General features: G+C 62.5%; 15 protein-coding genes and 1 tRNA gene. 9 read left to right on the forward strand and 7 right to left on the reverse strand.

What is annotated here, in order from left to right; translation table 11 throughout:
- The first annotated feature begins 20 nt into the window (after positions 1-20).
- Both DCC27_RS08475 and DCC27_RS08480 read left to right on the forward strand, forming a co-directional pair.
- Positions 21-1,202, forward strand: coding sequence for an acetate/propionate family kinase (locus tag DCC27_RS08475; RefSeq protein WP_110101549.1), 1,182 nt, complete (start codon positions 21-23; stop codon positions 1,200-1,202).
- The gene (locus DCC27_RS08480) at positions 1,202-2,452 is read left to right on the forward strand and encodes a DUF445 domain-containing protein (protein WP_246840071.1); all 1,251 of its coding nucleotides are present in this window, start codon (positions 1,202-1,204) and stop codon (positions 2,450-2,452) included. The genes DCC27_RS08475 and DCC27_RS08480 overlap by 1 nt, the downstream gene beginning before the upstream one ends.
- On the opposite strand, the gene DCC27_RS08485 is transcribed toward DCC27_RS08480, so the two are convergent.
- From DCC27_RS08485 to DCC27_RS08505, 5 genes are all read right to left on the reverse strand, one after another.
- Positions 2,366-3,259, reverse strand: a complete 894-nt coding sequence (locus tag DCC27_RS08485; RefSeq protein ID WP_110110528.1) for a hypothetical protein — start codon at positions 3,257-3,259, stop codon at positions 2,366-2,368. The two genes, DCC27_RS08480 and DCC27_RS08485, sit on opposite strands and share 87 nt — an antisense overlap.
- 35 nt (positions 3,260-3,294) lie before the next feature.
- Positions 3,295-4,611 (reverse strand): endonuclease/exonuclease/phosphatase family protein, encoded by a 1,317-nt coding sequence (locus DCC27_RS08490; RefSeq protein WP_110110529.1) that lies wholly within the window; start codon positions 4,609-4,611, stop codon positions 3,295-3,297.
- Between the two features lie 164 nt (positions 4,612-4,775).
- Complete coding sequence (locus DCC27_RS08495) at positions 4,776-6,509, reverse strand: HAD-IC family P-type ATPase (RefSeq protein ID WP_110110530.1); 1,734 nt, start codon at positions 6,507-6,509, stop codon at positions 4,776-4,778.
- Entirely contained in the window at positions 6,502-8,394 is a 1,893-nt protein-coding gene (locus DCC27_RS08500; RefSeq protein ID WP_110110531.1) for a hypothetical protein, read from the reverse strand. Before DCC27_RS08500 ends, DCC27_RS08495 begins: the two co-directional genes overlap by 8 nt.
- Before the next feature lie 45 nt (positions 8,395-8,439).
- Positions 8,440-9,369: a DMT family transporter gene (locus tag DCC27_RS08505; RefSeq protein WP_246840072.1), complete on the reverse strand. Its 930-nt coding sequence runs from the start codon at positions 9,367-9,369 to the stop codon at positions 8,440-8,442.
- 165 nt (positions 9,370-9,534) lie between these two features.
- On the opposite strand from DCC27_RS08505, the gene DCC27_RS08510 reads away from it, so the two are divergent.
- Both DCC27_RS08510 and DCC27_RS08515 read left to right on the forward strand, forming a co-directional pair.
- Positions 9,535-10,269, forward strand: a complete 735-nt coding sequence (locus DCC27_RS08510) for an AzlC family ABC transporter permease (RefSeq protein WP_110110532.1) — start codon at positions 9,535-9,537, stop codon at positions 10,267-10,269.
- The gene (locus tag DCC27_RS08515) at positions 10,247-10,615 is read left to right on the forward strand and encodes a branched-chain amino acid transporter permease (RefSeq protein ID WP_233492075.1); all 369 of its coding nucleotides are present in this window, start codon (positions 10,247-10,249) and stop codon (positions 10,613-10,615) included. The genes DCC27_RS08510 and DCC27_RS08515 overlap by 23 nt, the downstream gene beginning before the upstream one ends.
- A gap of 5 nt (positions 10,616-10,620) precedes the next feature.
- Here the strand turns inward: DCC27_RS08515 and DCC27_RS08520 are convergent, their stop codons facing one another.
- Positions 10,621-11,628: a siderophore-interacting protein gene (locus DCC27_RS08520; protein ID WP_110101556.1), complete on the reverse strand. Its 1,008-nt coding sequence runs from the start codon at positions 11,626-11,628 to the stop codon at positions 10,621-10,623.
- 62 nt (positions 11,629-11,690) lie between these two features.
- On the opposite strand from DCC27_RS08520, the gene DCC27_RS08525 reads away from it, so the two are divergent.
- Positions 11,691-12,026, forward strand: coding sequence for a CHY zinc finger protein (locus DCC27_RS08525; RefSeq protein WP_110099978.1), 336 nt, complete (start codon positions 11,691-11,693; stop codon positions 12,024-12,026).
- A 126-nt stretch (positions 12,027-12,152) separates the two neighbouring features.
- Here the strand turns inward: DCC27_RS08525 and DCC27_RS08530 are convergent.
- Positions 12,153-12,228 (reverse strand) — tRNA-Lys (locus DCC27_RS08530).
- A 140-nt stretch (positions 12,229-12,368) separates the two neighbouring features.
- Here DCC27_RS08530 and DCC27_RS08535 point away from each other — a divergent pair.
- The 4 genes from DCC27_RS08535 (at position 12,369) to DCC27_RS08550 (ending at position 15,632) form a co-directional block, all read left to right on the forward strand.
- Positions 12,369-13,007, forward strand: a complete 639-nt coding sequence (locus tag DCC27_RS08535; protein WP_233242769.1) for a hypothetical protein — start codon at positions 12,369-12,371, stop codon at positions 13,005-13,007.
- A 56-nt stretch (positions 13,008-13,063) separates the two neighbouring features.
- Positions 13,064-13,690 (forward strand): hypothetical protein, encoded by a 627-nt coding sequence (locus tag DCC27_RS08540; RefSeq protein ID WP_148707526.1) that lies wholly within the window; start codon positions 13,064-13,066, stop codon positions 13,688-13,690.
- 4 nt (positions 13,691-13,694) lie between these two features.
- Positions 13,695-14,717, forward strand: a complete 1,023-nt coding sequence (locus DCC27_RS08545; protein WP_168186109.1) for an inorganic phosphate transporter — start codon at positions 13,695-13,697, stop codon at positions 14,715-14,717.
- Positions 14,718-14,915: 198 nt separating this feature from the next.
- Complete coding sequence (locus DCC27_RS08550) at positions 14,916-15,632, forward strand: TVP38/TMEM64 family protein (RefSeq protein ID WP_233242770.1); 717 nt, start codon at positions 14,916-14,918, stop codon at positions 15,630-15,632.
- The last annotated feature ends 12 nt before the right edge of the window (positions 15,633-15,644 follow it).

A 15,644-nucleotide genomic window follows, 5' to 3' on the forward strand; every position in this document is an offset into this window, starting at 1 on the left:
CGATAGGAGAAGACCCCACCATGCTGATTTTGGTTATTAACTCTGGCTCATCCTCCCTGAAATACCAGGTCCGTGAACTCGATGAGTCCGGCGCGGATACCGAGAAGCCGGTGCTGGCCGAGGGCATTATTGAACGGATCGGCCAGCCCGATTCCGAAATTTCCGATCATGCTCAGGCGTTGGATATCGTCTCGGGACAGCTCGAGGACGTCCTCGACGGTCGCACCATCGATGCCGCCGGTCACCGTGTGGTCCACGGTGGTGAGCGTTTCCAGGCCCCGGCTCTGGTCACCAACGAGGTCATCCGCGCCATTGATGCCCTCGCCCCGCTGGCTCCGCTGCACAATCCGCCCTCGGCAGCCGGACTGCGCGCAATGCGGGAAAAGTGGCCGGATATCCCGCAGGTCGTGGTCTTCGACACCTCCTTCCACACCTCGATGCCAGCCGAGGCCTGGCGGTATGCGGTCCCGGAATCCTGGTACACCGATTACGGTATTCGTCGCTACGGGTTCCACGGCACCAGTCACGATCTGGTCACCGGCCTGACCGCCGAGCTGATCGGGGTGCCCCGCCACAACTTCAACGGCATTATTCTGCACCTGGGCAATGGTGCCTCGGCCACCGCGATCCGTGGGGGCCGATCAGTGGATACCTCCATGGGCTACACGCCCCTGGCCGGTCTGGTGATGGGAACCCGCTCCGGCGATCTCGACCCCTCGATCGTGACTCACCTGATGACCTCCCACGGCTTTACCGCCCAGGAAGTCGACCGGGTACTCAATAACGAATCCGGACTGTACGGGATCAGCGGCCACACCGATATGCGCGAAGTGCTCCACGCCGCCGATGCCGGTCACCGTGGCTCCCAGGCCGCCCTGGATGTGGCCAGCTATCGGTTGGCCAAGTACATCGGTGGCTATCACATCGCCGTCGGTGGCGCCCAGGCGATCACCTTCACCGCCGGCATTGGTGAAAACTCCGCCCCGTTCCGGGCCCGCGTGCTGGACCGGCTGGAAGTGTTGGGCATTACCTACGATCACGAGCTGAATCTGGTCACCGGTTCCGAACCGCGGCTGATCTCAGCCGAAGATTCCGCCATCAAGGTCGCGGTGATCCCCACCAATGAGGAAATGGCGATCGCCCAAAAGACCTACCAGGTCGTCGACGCAGCACAGGCCTGGGGTCAGGGCCCCGGGTTCTAGTGGCTGGAGTCACCGAAGCCGACCGTCGGGCCGGGTTGCGCCGGATGAAACTGGTGGCCACCAGTGTGCTGGTGGTGTTAGCGATCGTGTTCGTGATCGCCTTCATCCTGCAAGAACGCCACCCGGCCTTCAGCTATGTGCGCGCTGCGGCGGAGGGAGGCATGGTGGGCGCGCTGGCCGACTGGTTTGCGGTCACCGCGCTCTTCCGGCGTCCGATGGGGCTACCGATCCCCCACACCGCGATCATTCCGCGCAAAAAGGACCAGCTGGCCGTCTCGCTGGGCACCTTCTTTCAGCAGAACTTCCTGGAATCCGAGGTGATGACCGAAAAGCTGGCCAACCTGCGCCCAGCCCGCAAGGTCGGCGCCTGGCTGGCCGAGCCCGATCACGCCCGTCAGGTGGGCACCCAGCTGGCTGAGATCGCGACGGGCACCCTGCGGGCCACCGATGACACCAAGGTACGAGAACTGATCGCGGATCTGGTGCGCGATCACATGATTGCTCCTCAGTGGTCGCCGACCCTGGGATCGGTACTCGAGGAAGTCGTCTCTGCAAACCACCATCAGCCGGCGGTGGATCTAGTGGCATCCCGGGCCGCCGACTGGGTGGCAGAGAATCCGCAGTTCTTTATTGATGCCGTCGCGGCCCGTTCCCCCGGCTGGGTACCACGCGTGGTCGACCGGCTACTCGGCGAGCGCATTCACCGTGAACTGTTGGGGTATCTCCGCCAGGTGGTGGCCTCTCAGAACCACCAGCTGCGCCAGCAGGTCACCGACTGGTTGGAACAGCTCGCCCAGGACATGCAACACGATGACCAGGTGCGGGCCAAAGTCGAGAACCTGAAAGCCGGAGTGTTTGCCGATCCGAATGTCGCCCAACTGGCCTCGCACACCTGGGTGACCGCCAAACAGGCGCTGATGAGCCAACTAGCCGATCCCGACTCGGATCTGCACCGGGCACTGGGGCAGGCGGTAGCTGATTTCGGGCACCGGATGGAACCCGATGCGCATCTGGCCAACACTCTAGACCAGTGGGCGGTGCAGGTCGCCCAAACCGCGGCCGAGCGGTATGGACCCCAGCTGGTCGATGTCATTCAGGAGACCATTCACCGCTGGGATGGGCGACAGGCCGCCGACACCATGGAGCTCTATGCGGGCAAGGACCTACAGTTTATCCGCATTAACGGCTCGATCATCGGCGCGCTGGCCGGATTGGTCATCTTTACCCTGGCCACCGCGCTTTTTGGCTAGCTTCTTGTCAGCCGGCAACCCCAGCGGGTGTCCCCAGGCTTCCAGCTGATGCCAGCTCGGCATGGGCCCGAAGAGTAGCTGGGCATGACGGGCGACGCGGATAGCCAGCTTGCGGTTGCCCATCCCGCCGATCACGGCGCCAATGCCGAAGGGCACCAGCCGTCCCAACAGGTGTGAGGACTGGGATTTCGCCGTCCAGGAGAAGAACGATTTCTGCAACCGGTTGAAGAGTCCCTCGGTGAGCCCTGACAGGCTGGTGACGATCCAGGAGGCCGAGGCCATCCCGCTCAGTCCGGCGTCGATCTCCGGAGATTGCTGGTGCAGGGAGGCGGCCAAAATTCTGCGCCCGTCGTCGCCGAGCATGATCGCCATCACCAGTGCTTGACCGCGCTGATCATCGCCGGTCGGCACACCGTTGAGCTCGGCAATGGATTGGGCGTATAGTCCGGTGAGCTCAATGAAGCCCAGCGCACCGGCTGCGGAGATGCCCAGGGTAGCCAGAGTCCCGATACCAGGGATGACGCCGGCTCCCCCGGCAGCTGCTCCGGTAGTGGTCAGTGACCGCAGATACAACACGGTGATTTTATCGGCCAGTTCGGCCGGGGTGGCCCCGGGGTACCGGCGACGCAATCGGCGCAGATTGGCTAGCACCACCGGACGTTGGACGGTCAGGGCTGAGAGCACAGCGCGCTGAAAACCCGGGGTGGGATTGCCCTGACGGTCCACGGCGCGATGGACCGCGGAAGTGAGAGCCTTCTCGGAGAGGAATGTAGTGCCGACGGTGCGCGCGGTGCGGGACTTGATCATTCTTGTAGCTTACCGACTGTCGGTAACGGTGAAAACTAGGGCTGGGGGTTGATATCGGCCCAGACGAGGCGATGATCGGTGGCTGCCGGCTGACGGGACAGTTTCGAGAGCAGACCGGACAACGAGGCGGTACCACCGACCAGTTCAGCCCCGTCCTGCCCGGAGGCCGGCCAGTAGACGCCGGAATTTGTCACGGGGAGTTCTTCCGAAGGCAGAATGTAATCGGTGCGTGCCGATCGGGGATCGCCCGGCGCAGGGTCCGGATTCAACCACGTGTGCGTGGCGACATCTTCGGTGGCCTGTTGGGAATCCCGGGAGGAGGTGGGTTCCGGGTCCGTCACACGGTCGACGTCCAGCAACTGGGACATCGTCTCAGAATCTTCGGCTCGAGACTCTGCAGTTCCGGGGGTCAGCTGACCGGCCACCACGAAGCGCGCGCCGTCATCGAGCCCACCGGAGGTTCCCTCATCGTCGGTGATGTAGTCCTGATCGTCTGCACCAGCACCGTCGTTGGCACCATCAGCTTGCTCAACGGGCTCTTCGTCGCCGACGTAATCAGCCCAGAAGTTGATCTGATCGTCCTGACGGTAGGCATGCGTCTCGGAGCGACTGGCATCGGCGCTGGCCGAGGCTAGCACGTGCAATGTACGCCCGTGCACACTGACCGGCACATCCCAGGCGCCCACCGATGTTAAGGGCACGAGATCTTTTTCGTTCTCGGTGTAACCGGTCTGAGCAATTTTCGAGTCGGGAACCTCAGTCCAAGACAAGTTATTAAACGTGCGAATATTGTCGGTGTCGATCGGGTACTGAGAGTAGATGACCATCCCGCCCTGGCCGGGGTACTCACCATAGCCCAACGCGTCGCCGGGGCCACCAATAATGCCGTCCTGATCCAAATCTGCGCCCGAGTCTACGCCGGAGTTCACCGGCCCGGCATAGCTATAGGGGTAGTCGATGCCATCGTACTCGCCGGAGCCCACTGCGAGATAATTGGTACTAAAGGCCTCCGCATTGGCCTGATCGGCATCGGTATCAAAACCGGTCACGACTATGACTTCGGGGCGGACTCGCTGAATAATCTGAGCCACCTGGGAGGCATCCCGATCCCCGGGCGTGGACAGCCGTTCGGTGAGCTCACCCGAGGAGGAGCCCACCAGATTCACATCAAAGGTTGCCACCCGCACATCGGAGGAATCCTGGGCCGGAACATATCCGGTACCTAGATCTTCGGCCTCGAGCGTCTGATAGTACGCGGACGCGGGCACGCCAACAGACAGAGTCAGCCCAGCCGCTACGACAGCGGCGCTGATGACTCTGCCGAGTTTGGTGGCGTGATGGGTAGGCACCATTTCAGTCTACGGACCCACCAGGAGCGTGCAAGGGGCAGTGATGAAGTTGTGACCTGCCGTTAATCCTGTGACAATTCAGGTAATTTGGCAGTACGAGATACCTGGGGCACTGTCACGCCGATGCACTGACCCTCGATACACCTATTATGATCCACAACACTTCTTTAGCGTCTTGTGGTTCCGGAATATTGTGACCAATTTGTGATCTTTAAGCTACGACGCGAGACCCAGACGGAATATGCCACATAGACCACCGTGATCACCGGAAGTGGCACCAACCCGCTCACGGCCCCCAGTAGACACAGCGCCGCACCCACGATCGTCGCAGTGAGATTCCGCAGGGTCCGTTGATGGATGGCGCGCGCCATGCGGATCAGGGTGGGGACCAATCGCAGGTTGCTGGGCCCCAGGTGAATATCAATGCCCTCAGACACCGGGGCGTGGGGATCGGGGCGAATCGGGTCGGTGGCGACATCGAGTCCTACTTCGGCTGCCCGCAGGGCCGGCGCATCGGTCACCGACGCTGCGATCATCCCGGTGCGGGCGTGTTCGCGCAGGGCCGCAATCGTGACGGCTTTTTCTTCGGGGCGTTGCTGGGCACGAACGTCGGTGATTCCGGCGGCACTGGCCAGTTGTTGGGCCGCCCGTTGGTTATCGGCGGTGAGCACCGTGAGCTGACAGCCCAGCTCGTGCAGTTCGGCCACAGTTTCCGGTACGTCCTCGCGCAACGTGTCGGTCAGGGCGATCACCCCGATCGGGCGTTGGTCGGCCGAGACCACCGCGACGGTGTAATTGGCGTGTTGCAGTCGGTCGATCTCGGTCCCGAGCGCGCCGGCGCGCACCCAGCGTGGTGAGGAGATCTGAACAAAAACTGAGGAGCCCTCCGGGGTGGTCACGCTCCCGGCAATACTGCGACCGGGGTGCTCGACCACTTCTGTAGCCGGCCAGAGCTCGGGCTGGGCGGTGCTGGGTAGAGCAGAGCTGGTCTGACGGAAGTGGGTCACGATGCTGGCACCGCGGGGGTGCACGGAGTGTTGTTCCACCGCGGCAGCCAGCGCCAGCACTCGGTCCGCCACGGCCCGCTCGGAGCCGACAACCTCCACCACGGTGGGTTCCAGTGAGGTCAGCGCACCGGTTTTATCCAACCCCAGGTTACGGATGGTGGCCAGCGAGGTCACGGCCGCCTGATAGCGAACCAGGACCTCGGCTTCGGCGGCCCGGGCCATGAAGGTCAGGGCGGGAAGCCAGCTGGCAGCGGTGATCGCCGCCGGGGACAGCACCAGGAGCACGACGCTGGCCACCGGAGCCCAAAAGGTGGGGTGTTCAATCCAGAATCCCCACAGCACGATGACGACTGCCAACATCACGGCCACCCGACGGGCGCGTTCGGCCCATCGGTCGACTCGTCGCACCACGCGGGAACGTTTAAGCTGTGCCCGAGTGACCACCGTGTGATCCGGACCCGGGGATTCAAGGTCCGCAAGGCGTTGGAAGTGCACCAGCACGTGGTCCCACCGACGTAAGAGAAAGGTCCGGACCACCAAATAGCCGGCAGTCAGCCAGACCGCACCCACCGGCTCACCGGCGGCAGCGCAGAGGATGACCGCCAGGGCTGCCAGCACATCGTCGGTAAGTCGCCCCACCACACCATGGGCGGCAGCTGAGACCGCAAAACGGGTCGCGGCCAGCAGGATGCCGGCCACCGAGGCCACGATGCTGGCCACGTTCCACCCGGACGCTGCGGTGACTTCGGCCATCAGCTGGCTCACGCCGGCCAGCACCGCGAGTGCGACGGTGATGATCGCGATGATCACTGCGGGGTCCTTCAGTGGCCGGCGGGAGGTGAGCTCGCCGGGAGTTTCGAGTGCTTCCGGCACCAACTGCGGAGACTTAGCCACGATCGTCGCCCTTCTCATCGTCGAACTGCTCGAGCCGCGCGGGGTCGGGTAGTGAAGTGTCGGGATATTGTTCGTCCGGATAGGGCCGTTGCACGAACGGTGTGGTGATACCTGCATTGGTCGGCCCGGTCGTATTCGCTGTTGCCATCAGCGGTGGACCAGGATCCACCATGGGGCGGGTTTCGGCCGCTCGGCGGGCGCGACGTGACCGGATGGTGGTGATGATCAGTGGCAGAATCGCCACCACCAGCACCAGGATCGCAATCACCACCAGCAACGTCGCCCCCAGAACCGTGGGGCCGGTCAGTCCGGCGGTGAAGGTCAGCGCCTGGTCACCGGTCAGCTCGATCTCGGCCCCCTGTTCGGACCCCTGGTCATCAACGGTCACGCTACGGTGCATCCACGGCAGGCGCACCGTGTGGGTCACTGGTTGCTCAACCCCGGCCGGAATGCTGCCCAGTAGTGGGCAGAGGTCTGCGCGCAGCGTGTAGTTGGGCCATATCAGCCCGGCGTCGTTCTGGCGGGACAGGTGGGCACCCGGGGCAATCTCTTCGAGCCGTTCCGACAGCTGTGCGGCGTCGGATCCGGCGAGGCTAAAGCTCAGCAGGGTCTGGCCGTGTCGGTGTTCTTCGTCCAGCGCCACGGCTTCCAGGGCGTCTTTCAGGTGTTGGACCCCGGAGTCGCTGGGGTCCTCGACCAAGGTGAGCTCGTAGCGTTGGTCCACCGACCCGGTCATGCCCAGTGAGGTCTCCACGTGGAGGGATTCCACGATGCGTTCCCGCAGATAGACCTGGGTAAAGTCTCCCGACAGCTCGGTGCTGCTGGCTGAGGTGGAGGTATCGGACTGTAGCCGGTAGTCGGCCGGTAGCCGTAGCGAGAACGTCACCGCGTTCTCGGAGGCCTGACACGTACTACCGCACTGGATATTCTGGCCGGTCACGGTGAATTCGGAATGGTTGTCATCCACTGCCTGGTCGCTGACCTGCAGACCCAGTTCGGCGTTACCCACGAACTGTGCCACCAACTCACCGGCGGTCGACAAGTCCGCGGCGGTGAAACGTAGCTGGTCGTGGCCGTGTTCGAGATGCACATCAGAGACCCCGTCCATGGCGAGCCGCTCGGGCGCTTGGTCGAGGAACTCAGCGCGTCGCTGGTCGCCGGTTTCTCCCCCGGAGCCACCGTGTAGCCGGATCTCACCGACGATGGGTCCGGATTCGGTCACCGTCAGATCCACCTCGACCCGGTCATAGCCGAAGGACTCTTCCCCGCTGACCTGCAGGCGTTGGTCATCCTCGGAAGCGTACTGCTCCCCGTTGATCACCAGCTCATTGGTGGCCCCATTTTGCAACCCGTCGGCGAGTTGTTGGCGTTGCGAGCCGGTCACCACGCCATCGGCTTCCAGCCCAGCCGGTAGCCAGCCAAGCAGATCCGCAACCGTAAAGGGCTCGTTGATGTCCCAGGTGTCGGTGAGCGTGCCGTGAGAGATCTCGGCCTCGATCTCGGTGCTACCGGCGTAGTCAGAGGCGTGCAGGAGCTGATTGACCTGGCCTTGATAGTCATCCAGGGAAGCGAAATCCAGGCGGAATTCTGCCACCGCGCTCGTGCCAGGGTTGTGGGCAATCCCGTCAAAGATCAGCGGGTCGGGGCGATGGGTCTCAATACTATCTTTGATGACCTGTCGTTGATTCGGGTCGGTCTCGTCAAACACCTCGTCCGGAATCTCGACCTGGAGGATGCGCTGACCGCTCCCGTCCTGACGATACTCCAGCTGGGATTCAACACTAACCCCGCAGGCAGAAAGCACCACCGTGAACAGCGTCATCACGGCCACCAGTACCCACACAGCGCCGCGACGGTAGCGGGCAGGTGGCAAAGTGGCAGTCATAACGATCTTTCGATGGGCACAGTCACGGCATACTCCAGCACTAGTCTAGGCTGTTTCACCACCGCGATGGCGCGATACCGGTTTCTCCTCATCGAAGGACTCCGGGCGGGGCCGGGCCTGACTGCGCGTAATGCCTGCACTAGCCACAATCACCAGACCAAAGGCAGCCGCGCGCAACCAGCCGAAGGTTTGGTCCAGCATGAACCAACCGATCACCGCAGCCACCACCGGCTCCAGGCTCAGCAAGATCGAGAACACCGGCGTCGGAATCCGCCGCAGGGCGGCCAATTCCAGCGAATAGGGCACCACCGAAGACAACAGTGCCGTACCGAGCACCAACAGCCACAGCTCCGGGCGAACCGCGGTTTCGGCGACTCCGGGCGCACCCGGAATCAACACCACCAGCGCACCGATCCCCATCGCCACGGCCAGGCCTCCGCCACCGGGCACCAGTTGGCCGGTGCGGGCCGAGAAAATAATGTAAAACGCCCAGAATCCACCGGCGATCAACGCGAAGGCCACCCCGAGCGGGTCGAAGCTTGCCGCCCCAAGACTGGACTCCACCCCGAGCAGCACCATGCCCAAGGCTGCGGCACCAACAAAGATCAAGTCGCGGCGGGCCCGCGACATGATGGCTGACAGCACCAGGGGGCCGGTGAATTCCAAGGCCACGGCCACACCCAGCGGGATTTTATCGATCGCGGAGTAAAAGAAGCCGTTCATCCCGCCTAGGGCGAGCCCAAACCAGATCACCGAGGTCCACTGGGTCTTCGTCCACCCCCAGAACCGAGGGCGCAAGACCAGTAACAGAATGACACAGGCCAGCGTCAAGCGAAGGGTGGTCGTGCCCCAGGAGCCGATCGCAGGGAACAGTTGCATCGCCACGGTGGCACCGAACTGCAGGGAGGAGCACGACCCCAACACCATGAGGATCCCCGAGGGACGAACAGCGTCATTGCGTGGGGAGACGGGCACGGTCGATTTCCTCCTTCGGTGTGAGCCTGCGGCGTCATAGGTGCGTCTCGAATCTATCGAAGCCCTCGCACGAGCGCGAAACCACCCCGCTAGATGACCTATTATGTCCCCTTGCCTACCCGGGAACGGTGGTATCGGATGTGGTCAATGTGACACGATATTGGAATGAGCACCACCGGCCACGAATCCACTGACTCGAACCCGAGCACCGGGGCCGAGATCATCCAGGGTGCCCGACTCTCGGTGGCGGTTGGCTTCGGCCTGTTTCCGCTGGGCATGGCCTTCGGGTTACTCGTGACCCAATCCGGTCTGGCTGCCTGGGTCGCCCCCGCGCTGTCGCTGACCGGATACGCCGGGTCGCTGGAATTTCTCATGATCGAGATGCTGGTCAACACCACCGCACTGCTCACCGTGGGGCTGACCACCCTGTTCGTCAACTTTCGGCACGTGTTCTACGCCTTTTCCTTCCCACTGCACGTGGTGAAAAATCCGGTGGCCAAGATCTATGCCATGTATGCGATGACCGATGAGGCCTACGCCATCACCGTCGCCCATCCCACCGGATGGACCGGGCCACGACTGATCGCTCTGGAAGTATGCCTGCAGATCTATTGGGTTGTCGGTGGGCTCACCGGAGCCCTGTTGGGTGCTCTGATTCCGGGCCAGATCGCCGGGCTCGACTTCGCGCTGTGTGCGCTGTTCATCACGCTCACCTTGGATGCGGTGCGCTCCACCGCCCAGGTGCCCTCACTGTTACTGGCCGGGACCTCCTTCGCCGTCGCGATGCTGATCACCCCCGACCAGATGCTATTCACGGCTCTGATCACGTTCATGGTGCTACTGATCATCCGCTACCTAGTGGAAAAAACCCGACGAGGTGACCGCTTTGTTAGCCAGTAACCTCCTTACCGGCGAGGCGATGCCACCGGCCGGATACCTCATCGGGCTCCTCGTGGTGATCTTGGCGATCACGTTCACCCTGCGAGCGCTGCCTTTCGCATTGCTGAGGCCACTGCGCAATTCCCAGCTGGTGGCGATCATGGCCCTGTGGATGCCGGCCGGAATCCTGCTGATTCTGGCCTTGTCCATCTTCACCGGAACCATCACCGATGACCCGGCGCGCTGGTGGAAACCCACCATCGCAGCTGGGGTAACGGTGGCCTCCCACCTGCTTTTTGGGCGTAAGACCCTGATCTCGATCGCGTGCGGGACCATCAGCTACGTGCTGTTGGTCAACTTTGTCTAGCAGGCTCAACTCTCCGCTCGTCCGCGACGCCAATAGCCCATAAAGGCCACCGAACGTCGGTCAATGCCCAGCTCAGTGACCAGCTGACGTCTGATCGTGGTGATGGTGCCGGCTTCACCGGCCAACCAGACGTAGAGTGGGGTATATTTCAGCGCCGCCCCACCCCTGGCGGTACGCGGTACCACCCATACCACCGGCTCATCACCAGTGAGCTCGTCCGCGTCGTCAACGAGGTCTGAAGTGGTCAGTTCCACCGCCGTCCGGTCCCCGATCTGCTCTACCAGCTCGCGAGCTACCGCCACCGTCTTATCAGACAGCGAAGACCCAGCCGGTTGCTCTTCCGCCACAGTGACGAGGTGCACCTGAAATCCGGGGTGACAGGTTACACAACCCGCATCCTCGGGATGCGGGACCTGCACCACGACAGTACCGCGCGCGTAAGACGGCAGGTCCTCCAGAATGCGAGCAATGGCCGGAACCGCGGTCTCATCCCCGGCGATCAGATACCGGTCGGTTTGGGCCGGCGGCACAAAATCCATGCCGGTCAATGGCCCCGGGTGATCGGTATTCGGCCCCAGCAATACCACCGGGTCCCCCACCGCCACGTCACGGACCCAGCGGGCGGCTGGCCCGAGCGGATCGTGATAGACCATGTCCACATCCACCACGACCTCACCCGTGGTGGCATCGCGGTGGACCGCACGGGTGGTGTAGGTGCGCATCGTCGGACGATGGTCCGGATCAAGGTGGCGCCAGGCGGCAAACCACCCCTCGCCGGTGGGAATCGTTGCCAAGGACTCCCGGGGATCTGCCACCCCTTCTTGCGGGAAGAAAATCTTGATCCGCTGGTCAAAACCGGGGTCGCCATACTCGGCTAGCCGATACCCCCCGGCCAGTGCCCTCGGATCCGTATCAGCGCTGAAACTAACGCGCACAAACGACGGACTGAGTCGAGCGACACCGGAGACGACCACCGGAAAGAACACCGTCACAGACTGGGGCGAGTTGGTCATGCTCACAAGATTTACCCGCTGGCACGTTGACCCTGCAAGAGTCTCGCCCCTAGGGTCAGAACATGACCTGTGATCCCCGTGAGCACGTCCGCGGTCCGATGGTCGACGAACAAACCCGGTGCGTGCACTATCACACCGACCTCGACATCATCGCACTACGCTTCGGGTGCTGCGACGAGGCCTTCTGGCCGTGCTTCCAGTGCCACGACGACACCGTTGATCACGCCCGGCAACCGTGGCCGCGCAACCGTTTCGACGAACCTGCCGTACTGTGCGGTGTCTGCGCGAAGCTGATGACCGTCGCGCAATATACCGAAGCCAGCCGGTGTCCGGACTGTGGGTCGCTGTTCAACCCGGGGTGCGCCTCCCACTATGCGGTGTATTTTGACGGGTTTTAGGGTACCCATCATTCGTCACTGGCGGGCCACTTCACTCCCAAGCATGCCGGTTACGGTGCCTGAGTTTGCTGAGGACATGCGGTTCCGGGGAGCCACCCCTCTTGTTGTGGCATTCGGTGCCGAGGTTGGTGGGCCCTGAGGGGATCGAACCCTCGACCTGCGGATTAAAAGTCCGATGCTCTACCAACTGAGCTAAAGGCCCGGGTCTTGGATAAGACCGAAGAATAGTCTAACGCAAAGTGTCTGGAAGTTTTAAACTGGTTTCGGCGTTGCACTCTCGGCAAGGCCCCTGACTGCCCTCCGATAGTTTCGTCAATCTGATCGAAAGGATGGATCGCTACGGTGTCATTCCATAAACCCGTGTTGTATTCGCCAGAGATATTTGACCAGATTCACAGTGGCCCGGATGCCGAACAGGTGGCTGAAGCCGCCGAGTCCCTCGCCCACGCGCTGGTGACCGGCGGGCAAGACACGGACGCCGACGACGACCAGTCAGTGGAGAAACTGGTGGATCTCGTCGATGAGGTGGGCATGGATACCCTGGCCCAGCTCTGGTCGGATGCTCCGGCTCATACCCTGGGTGGCACACTGTGGCGACTCTATGCTCTGCAGCAAGGCACCCAGCAACACGGGGAACAATGGGCCGCCTGGTACCGCGCGGGCTATCAGGCCCAGGTCTCCCGGGTGATTGCCGGTGCCGTGGAACCACCCACCGCCCAGGATCTGTCGACGCTGACCTCCCAGATTTTGACCGGGGTGTATTCCGGCGACTTTGCCGTCGCTCTCAACCGTGCGGCCGCCTACGCGCGCATTATTAGTTTGGGCATGGCACACCACGCCGAGCATCTGGACGCCGGTCACCCGGCCCAGGCCCGAGCCATGGTGCAACGCTCACGCAGAATGCTCACCACCGCCGAACAACTCGACGCCTCGGCCTCACTGTATCGAGCCGGCGCCTTCGACGATGATGACCGCTCGTAGCGTCATGACCGCCTCACAATAAGCTTGTTTACCTTCACAGGGTATCCTCAGCCGACATGAAGCCTTCTCTCACTCGACTGCTCTCTCCTCAATCCGCGGCACTGGACCATCTCGAGTCCATGGCCGACGCCTTTGAACAGTCGGTGGATGTATTAGCTCAGCTCTTCGGGGCCAGCCACGACGCCGCCGAAGAGCTCGATACCCAGCTCGGAGCCCTCGACTCACGGGCCACCTCCCTTCATATGGCCCTGTTGACCAGCTTGCGCTCCGCGTTCGTCACACCGTTGCCCCGCCAAGACCTGTACCTGATCTCTAACGGCCTCAACAGAGCCATCGAACGCACCTGCCTGGTTGGATCGATCATTCATCAGTCGCGGTCCTACCGTCTGCCGACCGCCGTCATGGATGTCCTCGAAATCTTGGACCGCCAATCCGACTTGCTCAAAGCAGCCATGGCACAACTGACGGATTTTGATCAGCTCGAGGTCACCTGGATTCAACTGGAGCGCCTCGGCCACCGTGCCGAACGAGTGCTACTGAGCTGGCGACTCCAAGATGCCTCCGAATTGCTGGCGCGGCATTACTACCGTCAACGCGAAGTAGCCCTGGGACTGGGCGATGCCTTCGAAGCAGTGCGTCAGGTCATCGTCGCACTCGGCCAAGTTTTGGTTCGGGAGTCCTAAACCCTTGAGTCCCGATACCGTTTTCTTTCTCATCCTCGTGTCCCTACTGGGTGCGAGTTTCCTGGTCATGCTCTCCGGCCACGACAATTCCAATGCCATTGCCCTGCCGGTACGCTCCGGGGCCCTAACCCCCTTCCGTGCGCTACTACTCACCGCAGCGATGCGTGTCATCGGCGTGATTCTCGGGGCCTTACTGATCGACTTCGCGGTGGAAGAATTCTGTGTCCACTTCCCCGAAGGCCCGCTGGGGTTGCTCGGCATTGCCGCTGCACTGGCGACCGCTTTAGCGTGGGGCATTTTGACCTGGTCTCGTGGCGTCCCATCCTCCTCATCCCACGCACTCACCGCCGGACTCCTCGGCGCCGGTGTCGCCATGGTGCTCACCGGCAACCATGACATCCCCTGGTTAGCCATGGGACCGACCACCTGGGCGTTACTAGTCTCACTGGTTGCTTCACCGCTGGCCGGTGGCCTCTTGGCCTGGGTACTGACGTTTCCGGCCTTATGGTTGGCCCGCGACGTGAATCCGTCCACCGTCAATCCCCGCGCACGGATGACTCTGGCGGTCACCGGCGCGGCCAACGCACTGGGTCACGGGATCCAATACGGAGCCCGGATCTACGCCATCACAGTGGTGGCTCTCCCCCTGGCTGGGCTACAGGTGGGCACCACGTGGTGGATTCCCGTTGCCACCGCGGTCTGCATGGTCGCTGGCACCTTCCTGGGAGGTTGGCGTATCGCCCATACGCTCACCGAGCGTCTGGTCACCATTGACCCGTTGCGTTCCTCGATCGCCTCACTAACCTCCGCGGCACTGCTGATCGGTGGTGCCTTCGGCCTGCAACTACCACTGTCATCCTCACTCACCACCGCCGGTGCCGTTGTCGGTGCCGGCCACAACCAACGCCACCATTCGGTCCGTTGGCCTCAAGCCGGTCGCATCGGGATCTACTACGTCCTGACGGTCGTGCTCTGTGGCGCCACCGCCTTACTGGTCACCGCAGGTTTCTCCCCACTGTGGGACTAAGAACCACAGCAGTATTGGACAACCCTTGGGCCGAAGGGGCAGAATGTTAACTAGATGTCGGGTCGCGGTAACCCCCGGGCTCCAAACATTTTGCCGCTTCGAGCGGCCACGCGCCGTGAGGCGTTCCCGACCCGGCATCCTCCAACTCTTCTGGGTGAATCCACTCGCACTATCCAGAAATTCCGTAGAGTACTCTCTGTGGCATCTGACGACACCTCACAGCAATCCAGCGGTCAATCGGACCGTCCGCCCTGGGAAAGCTGGCTCCAAAACGGCGCCCTGGTCGTTGTCATCCTGGTGATGACCTGGCTGGCCTTCAACGTTCGGCTCCCAGACCTGGAAGAACTCCAAGCCCAGATCTCCTCCTTTGGCTGGGCGGCCATCGTGATCTTTATCGGCGCCTACGCCCTCGTGGCACTGACCCCGATCCCGGTCACCATTATGGCGGTGGCCGGAGGGCTACTCTTCGGCGGAATTCTCGGCAGTATCCTGTCCATCATTGGCGCGATGCTCGGATGTTGGGGCGCCTACTGGATTGCCCGCGGTTTAGGACGCTCCACCGTGCTGAAACTGCTGGGGTCCCGGGCGGAATCGATTCAACGTCATCTCGATGGTGCCGGTTTTGAAGCGGTGTTTACGTTACGCCTGATGCCCGGCTTCCCCTATTGGCCGGTGAACTATGGAGCCGGGGTCTTCGGCATTAGTCAGCGCGTGTTTGTCACGGCCTCCGGGCTCGCGCTGATTCCCGGCCAAGTTTCTTTGGCAGCCATCGGGGGCTTTATTGCCACCCCGGATTTCCTCCACGGCGCTTTGGTGGTCGTGGCGTGGATCGTGGTCATCGTGCTGACCATTGTGGCGTTGCGTCGCTGGAAAAAGGAGCGGGATGCACATCGGCGCCAGGAGGAAACCTCCTGACGCCGATGCTCA

Origin of the sequence: Auritidibacter sp. NML130574 (assembly GCF_003185725.2) — a bacterium.
GTDB classification, from domain to species: domain Bacteria; phylum Actinomycetota; class Actinomycetes; order Actinomycetales; family Micrococcaceae; genus Auritidibacter; species Auritidibacter ignavus.

Excerpts from the sequence above, each read along its gene's own strand:
- DCC27_RS08510 (WP_110110532.1), top strand. The coding sequence starts at position 9,535 with ATGAGCACCACCGGCCACGAATCCACTGACTCGAACCCGAGCACCGGG.
- DCC27_RS08475 (WP_110101549.1), top strand. The coding sequence starts at position 21 with ATGCTGATTTTGGTTATTAACTCTGGCTCATCCTCCCTGAAATACCAG.
- DCC27_RS08520 (WP_110101556.1), bottom strand. The coding sequence starts at position 11,628 with ATGACCAACTCGCCCCAGTCTGTGACGGTGTTCTTTCCGGTGGTCGTC.
- DCC27_RS08540 (WP_148707526.1), top strand. The coding sequence starts at position 13,064 with ATGAAGCCTTCTCTCACTCGACTGCTCTCTCCTCAATCCGCGGCACTG.
- DCC27_RS08485 (WP_110110528.1), bottom strand. The coding sequence starts at position 3,259 with ATGATCAAGTCCCGCACCGCGCGCACCGTCGGCACTACATTCCTCTCC.
- DCC27_RS08525 (WP_110099978.1), top strand. The coding sequence starts at position 11,691 with ATGACCTGTGATCCCCGTGAGCACGTCCGCGGTCCGATGGTCGACGAA.
- DCC27_RS08490 (WP_110110529.1), bottom strand. The coding sequence starts at position 4,611 with ATGGTGCCTACCCATCACGCCACCAAACTCGGCAGAGTCATCAGCGCC.
- DCC27_RS08500 (WP_110110531.1), bottom strand. The coding sequence starts at position 8,394 with ATGACTGCCACTTTGCCACCTGCCCGCTACCGTCGCGGCGCTGTGTGG.